At 58.5% G+C, this 5,330-nt stretch carries 7 protein-coding genes; 5 read left to right on the top strand and 2 right to left on the bottom strand.

Annotated features, from left to right (window positions below; translation table 11 throughout):
* Nucleotides 1-76: 76 nt before the first annotated feature.
* Nucleotides 77-1,045: a polyprenyl synthetase family protein gene (locus tag AC1DSG_RS27190; protein WP_223515496.1), complete on the bottom strand. Its 969-nt coding sequence runs from the start codon at nt 1,043-1,045 to the stop codon at nt 77-79.
* A 240-nt stretch (nt 1,046-1,285) separates the two neighbouring features.
* On the opposite strand from AC1DSG_RS27190, the gene rplU reads away from it, so the two are divergent.
* The 5 genes from rplU (at nt 1,286) to AC1DSG_RS27165 (ending at nt 5,110) form a co-directional block, all read left to right on the top strand.
* On the top strand, nt 1,286-1,600 hold the full coding sequence (rplU, locus tag AC1DSG_RS27185) for a 50S ribosomal protein L21 (RefSeq protein WP_003176051.1): 315 nt from the start codon (nt 1,286-1,288) through the stop codon (nt 1,598-1,600).
* A gap of 34 nt (nt 1,601-1,634) precedes the next feature.
* A complete protein-coding gene (rpmA, locus tag AC1DSG_RS27180) occupies nt 1,635-1,910 on the top strand; it encodes a 50S ribosomal protein L27 (RefSeq protein WP_007943982.1) in 276 nt (91 codons plus the stop codon).
* 193 nt (nt 1,911-2,103) lie between these two features.
* Nucleotides 2,104-3,327: an Obg family GTPase CgtA gene (gene cgtA, locus AC1DSG_RS27175; RefSeq protein ID WP_150782062.1), complete on the top strand. Its 1,224-nt coding sequence runs from the start codon at nt 2,104-2,106 to the stop codon at nt 3,325-3,327.
* A gap of 187 nt (nt 3,328-3,514) precedes the next feature.
* Entirely contained in the window at nt 3,515-4,633 is a 1,119-nt protein-coding gene (gene proB / locus AC1DSG_RS27170; RefSeq protein WP_477793641.1) for a glutamate 5-kinase, read from the top strand.
* Between the two features lie 12 nt (nt 4,634-4,645).
* The gene (locus AC1DSG_RS27165) at nt 4,646-5,110 is read left to right on the top strand and encodes a CreA family protein (RefSeq protein ID WP_477793639.1); all 465 of its coding nucleotides are present in this window, start codon (nt 4,646-4,648) and stop codon (nt 5,108-5,110) included.
* Between the two features lie 124 nt (nt 5,111-5,234).
* Here AC1DSG_RS27165 and AC1DSG_RS27160 read toward each other — a convergent pair.
* The coding region (locus AC1DSG_RS27160; RefSeq protein ID WP_477793640.1) for a CreA family protein at nt 5,235-5,330 on the bottom strand (96 nt) is incomplete at its 5' end.

The following is a 5,330-nucleotide window of genomic DNA, read 5'->3' as shown; positions in this document are numbered from 1 at the left end:
GTTTATCGGCAGACCGAGTTGATGCCATCGCTGGCAAGCCAGGCTCYTACAGGGGCCGGGTTCTAACAGGTGGGAATCAGTGCGTGCGGGCGACCGCAAATTCGCTCAATTCGACCAGTGCATCGCGGTATTCGCTGGCGGGCAGGGCGTCGAGGCATTTGATTGCCCGGGCCACGTAATCCCGGGCCAGTTGCGCGGTGTATTCCAGCGAACCCGAGGCTTCTACCGCTTCGCGGATGCTTTCCAGGTCTTCGATGCCGCCTTTCTGGATCGCCTTGCGCACCAGTGCAGCCTGTTCCGGCGTGCCTTCGCGCATGGTGTAGATCAGCGGCAGGGTCGGCTTGCCTTCGGCCAGATCGTCACCGACGTTCTTGCCCAGGGTTTCAGCGTCGCCTTTGTAGTCCAGCAGGTCGTCGACCAGTTGGAAGGCCACGCCCAAATGATCGCCAAAGGTGCGCAGGGCTTCGGCCTGTTCAGCTGGGGCTTCGCAAAGAGCGGCGGCACTGTGGGTCGAAGCTTCGAAGAGCATCGCGGTCTTGCCGCGGATGACTTCCATGTAGGTTTCTTCAGTGGTGCTGGCGTCACGGACCTTTGACAGTTGCAACACTTCGCCTTCAGCGATGATGCGGGTCGCCTGCGAAAGGATCTTCATGACCGGCATGGAGCCCAGTTCGACCATCATTTCGAAGGAGCGCGAATAGAGGAAGTCGCCGACCAGCACGCTCGGTGCGTTGCCCCACATGGCGTTGGCGGTCGAGCGGCCACGGCGCATGCCGGACATGTCGACCACATCGTCGTGCAGCAGGGTGGCGGTGTGCAGGAACTCGATGGTTGCAGCCAGCAGACGCAGGTCATCGCCTTCGCGGCCCAGTGCCTTGCCACACAGCAACACCAATAAAGGACGCAGGCGCTTACCGCCAGCCGAGGTAATGTAATCGCCGATTTTCGATACCAGCGGCACTCGGGAAGTCAGCTGTTTCTTGATGATGCCGTCAACGGCGCTAAAATCGTCCGCCACCGCGCGGTAGAAAGCTTGGGGTTGCATCAGCGACAGTTGCTCCAGAAGGGTTGCGCGGCATGCTAGGACCCACGTCGGCGAGTGTCAAGGCGCGATGGACGGCCTCTTGCATCGCCCCGACAGCTTGCGTACAATCGCGCACCCTGAACTTCCTGGGCAGCACCTGCCTTACGCAATTGCAAACAGGCCTTCCAGCCCTATGCAGCCATGCCAGCCAATACCTCTTCTTATAAAGAGCTGGGTGAGCAGGATTATCGGAGAAATACCATGTCGTACGCAGTAATTGTTACTGGTGGCAAGCAATACAAGGTCGCCCCAGGTGAATACCTGAAGATCGAAAAACTGGAAATCGCTACCGGCGAATCCGTTACTTTTGATCGCGTTCTGTTGGTCGCCAATGGCGATGACGTGAACATCGGCGCTCCAGTTGTTGCTGGCGCTACCGTTGTGGCTGAAGTGATCTCCCAAGGTCGTCACGATAAAGTCCGCATCATCAAGTTCCGTCGTCGTAAGCACCACATGAAGCGTATGGGCCACCGCCAGTGGTACACCGAGATCAAAATCACCGGTATTCAGGCTTAATTTCAGCCTAATTCCTCACTAGGAGAATTGACTCATGGCACACAAAAAAGCTGGTGGTAGTACCCGTAACGGTCGCGACTCAGAAGCCAAACGCCTTGGCGTGAAGATGTATGGCGGCCAGGTTATCATTCCGGGCAACATCATCGTGCGTCAGCGCGGCACCCAATTCCACGCCGGTTACGGTGTTGGCATGGGTAAAGATCACACTCTGTTCGCTAAAATCGACGGCGTGATCAAGTTTGAAGTAAAAGGCGCTTTCAATCGCCGTTACGTAAGCATTGTCCCGAAGACTGACGTCGTCGCGGCATAATTACGTGGTTGCTGGAAAAGCCCTGTCTTGCGACGGGGCTTTTTCGTTTGTGGGGTGAGTCTCTTGCAAAGCTGTTTGTGATGGGCTCCAGCGCAGGTTTTGCGGTCGTTGATTGAGGTCGCTGCGCTCATTTTTGCAAGAGTCTTATGTCTAGATTTTTTCGGCTCGTCCGTATGGCGAGAGGCGTTTTGTTATGAAGTTTGTTGATGAAGTATCGATTCGAGTAAAGGCCGGCGACGGCGGCAACGGTTGCATGAGCTTCCGTCGCGAAAAATTCATTGAAAACGGCGGCCCGAACGGCGGTGACGGTGGTGATGGCGGCTCGGTCTACATGATCGCCGACGAAAACCTCAACACCCTGGTCGACTACCGTTACACCCGTCACTTCGATGCCGAGCGCGGTTCCAACGGTGGCAGCACCGACTGCACTGGCAAGAAAGGTGAAGAGCTGGTGCTGCGCGTACCGGTCGGCACCACCGTCATCGACGCGGCCACCCAAGAAGTGATCGGCGACCTGACCAAGGCTGGTCAGAAACTGCTGGTGGCTCACGGTGGCTGGCACGGTCTGGGTAACACCCGTTTCAAATCCAGTACCAACCGCGCTCCGCGTCAGACCACTCCGGGTAAGCCGGGTGAGGCGCGTGACCTCAAGCTGGAAATGAAAGTGCTGGCTGACGTCGGTCTGCTGGGCTTGCCGAACGCCGGTAAAAGTACCTTTATCCGCTCTGTATCGGCCGCCAAGCCGAAAGTCGCCGACTACCCGTTCACCACCTTGGTGCCGAACCTGGGTGTGGTCAGCGTCGATCGCTGGAAAAGCTTCGTGGTCGCGGACATTCCGGGGCTGATCGAAGGTGCTTCCGATGGCGCCGGCCTGGGGATTCGTTTCCTCAAGCATTTGGCGCGTACCCGTTTGCTGCTGCACCTCGTGGACATGGCGCCGCTGGATGACACCAGTGCGCCGGATGCCGCGGAAGTGATCGTCAGCGAGTTGACCAAGTTCAGCCCTTCCTTGGCTGAGCGTGATCGCTGGCTGGTGCTGAACAAGTGCGACCAGATCCTTGAAGAAGAGCACGATGCTCGCGTCAAGGAAATCGTCGATCGCCTGGAGTGGACGGGTCCGGTTTACGTGATCTCGGCCATCTCCAAGTTGGGTACTGAGCGTCTGTGTCACGACATCATGCGTTACATGGAAGATCGTGCTGATCGCCTGGCTGCCGACCCGGCCTACAAGGAAGAGTTGGCTGAGCTCGATCAGCGCATCGAAGACGAGGCGCGCGCTCAGTTGCAGGCTCTGGATGACCAGCGTGCCCTGCGCCGTAGCGGCGTGAAGTCGGTCCATGACATCGGCGACGATGATTGGGACGAAGAAGATGTGGATGATGAAGACGGTCCGGAAATCATTTACGTGCGTGACTGATTCTGTAGGAGCAGGGCTTGCCCGCGATGGCGGTTTATCTGTCTGATCGCGGTGTTATCATCGCTGGCAGACCGGCTCACTAAGCGCCGCTCAATCGAGCGGCGTTTTAGTATCTGGAAATCGGTAGTCACGAATAACGTTACGGGCGGCGCTGGGTCGTGCTGCCCTCAAGCTAAGGTTGAAGATGATGCGGAGCAAGGTGACAGGTGCGCAGCGTTGGGTCGTGAAGATCGGCAGCGCTTTGCTGACGGCGGATGGCAAAGGCCTGGATCGCGCAGCAATGGGTGTCTGGGTCGAGCAGATGGTGGCCTTGCATGAGGCTGGCGTCGAACTCGTGTTGGTGTCTTCCGGGGCGGTGGCGGCGGGCATGAGCCGCTTGGGCTGGACCGTACGACCCAGTGCGATGCACGAGTTGCAGGCTGCCGCCGCCATCGGTCAGATGGGTTTGGTGCAGGCCTGGGAGTCGAGCTTTGCCGAGCATGGTCGGCACACCGCGCAGATTCTCCTGACGCACGATGACTTGTCCGACCGCAAACGTTACMTGAACGCCCGCAGCACCTTGCGTGCTCTGGTAGAGTTGAAAGTGATCCCGGTGATCAACGAAAACGACACCGTGGTGACGGACGAAATCCGTTTCGGCGACAACGACACGCTGGCGGCGCTGGTGGCCAACTTGGTCGAGGCTGACTTGCTGGTGATCCTCACGGATCGCGATGGCATGTTCGACGCTGATCCGCGCAACAACCCCGACGCCAACCTGATTTACGAAGCGCGCGCCGATGATCCGGCGCTGGACGCGGTGGCGGGCGGTACGGGTGGTGCTCTGGGGCGTGGCGGTATGCAGACCAAATTGCGTGCTGCGCGTCTGGCTGCTCGCTCTGGGGCGCATACCATCATCGTTGGTGGGCGTATTGAGCGCGTACTGGATCGCCTGAAGGCGGGTGAGCGCATCGGCACCTTGCTTTCGCCTGAGCGCGGCATGCTGGCGGCGCGCAAGCAGTGGCTGGCCGGGCATTTGCAAACCCGTGGCACGCTGGTGCTGGATGGTGGTGCGGTGAAGGCGCTGGTCCAGGATCATAAAAGTTTGCTGCCGGTGGGCGTCAAATTGGTTCAGGGCAGCTTCCGCCGTGGCGAAATGGTGGTGTGCGTGGCGCCGGACGGTCGCGAAATCGCCCGCGGCCTGGCTAACTACAGTGCGCTTGAAGCGCAAAAAATTATCGGTCAGTCGTCTGAGGCGATTGTCGGTTTGTTGGGTTATATGGCTGAGCCGGAACTGGTTCACCGCGATAACCTGATTCTGGTCTGAAGGAATACCTGAATGCGAATGGCAAAAGGATTATTGGGGCTGGTGCTGGCAATGCCGTTGCTGGCTTCGGCTGAGGAAATTGGCCAGGTATCAACGGTGTTCAAGTTCGTCGGCCCGAACGACCGTATCGTCGTAGAGGCGTTTGATGATCCGAAGGTCGATGGCGTGACTTGCTATCTTTCGCGTGCCAAGACGGGTGGTGTGAAGGGTGGTTTGGGCTTGGCTGAAGACCGTGCCGAGGCGTCTATCGCTTGCCGTCAGGTCGGCCCCATCAGCTTCAAGGGTGAGCTGAAGGACGGCGATGAGGTGTTCAAGGAGCGCACATCGTTGGTGTTCAAGACCATGCAGGTGGTGCGTTTTCTCGACAAGAAGCGCAATACGCTGGTGTACCTGGTCTACAGCGACCGTTTGATCGAAGGTAGCCCGCAGAATGCGGTGACGGCAATCCCGATCCTGCCGTGGGCTCACGCTCAGTAGTCTGAAGCAAATCGAAATGTGGGAGCGGGCTTGCTCGCGAAGGCGGTGTGTCAGGCGACATTAATGTCATCTGATACTCCCTCTTCGCGAGCAAGCCCGCTCCCACATTTCGATTTGCTTCAGACTACTGAGCGTGAGCCCACGGCAGGATCGGGATTGCCGTCACCGCATTCTGCGGGCTACCTTCGATCAAACGGTCGCTGTAGACCAGGTACACCAG

The organism is Pseudomonas sp. P5_A12 (assembly GCF_056400685.1).
The sequence above is the reverse complement of the archived record's forward strand: the minus strand, read 5'-3'. Positions and strand labels throughout refer to the sequence as shown.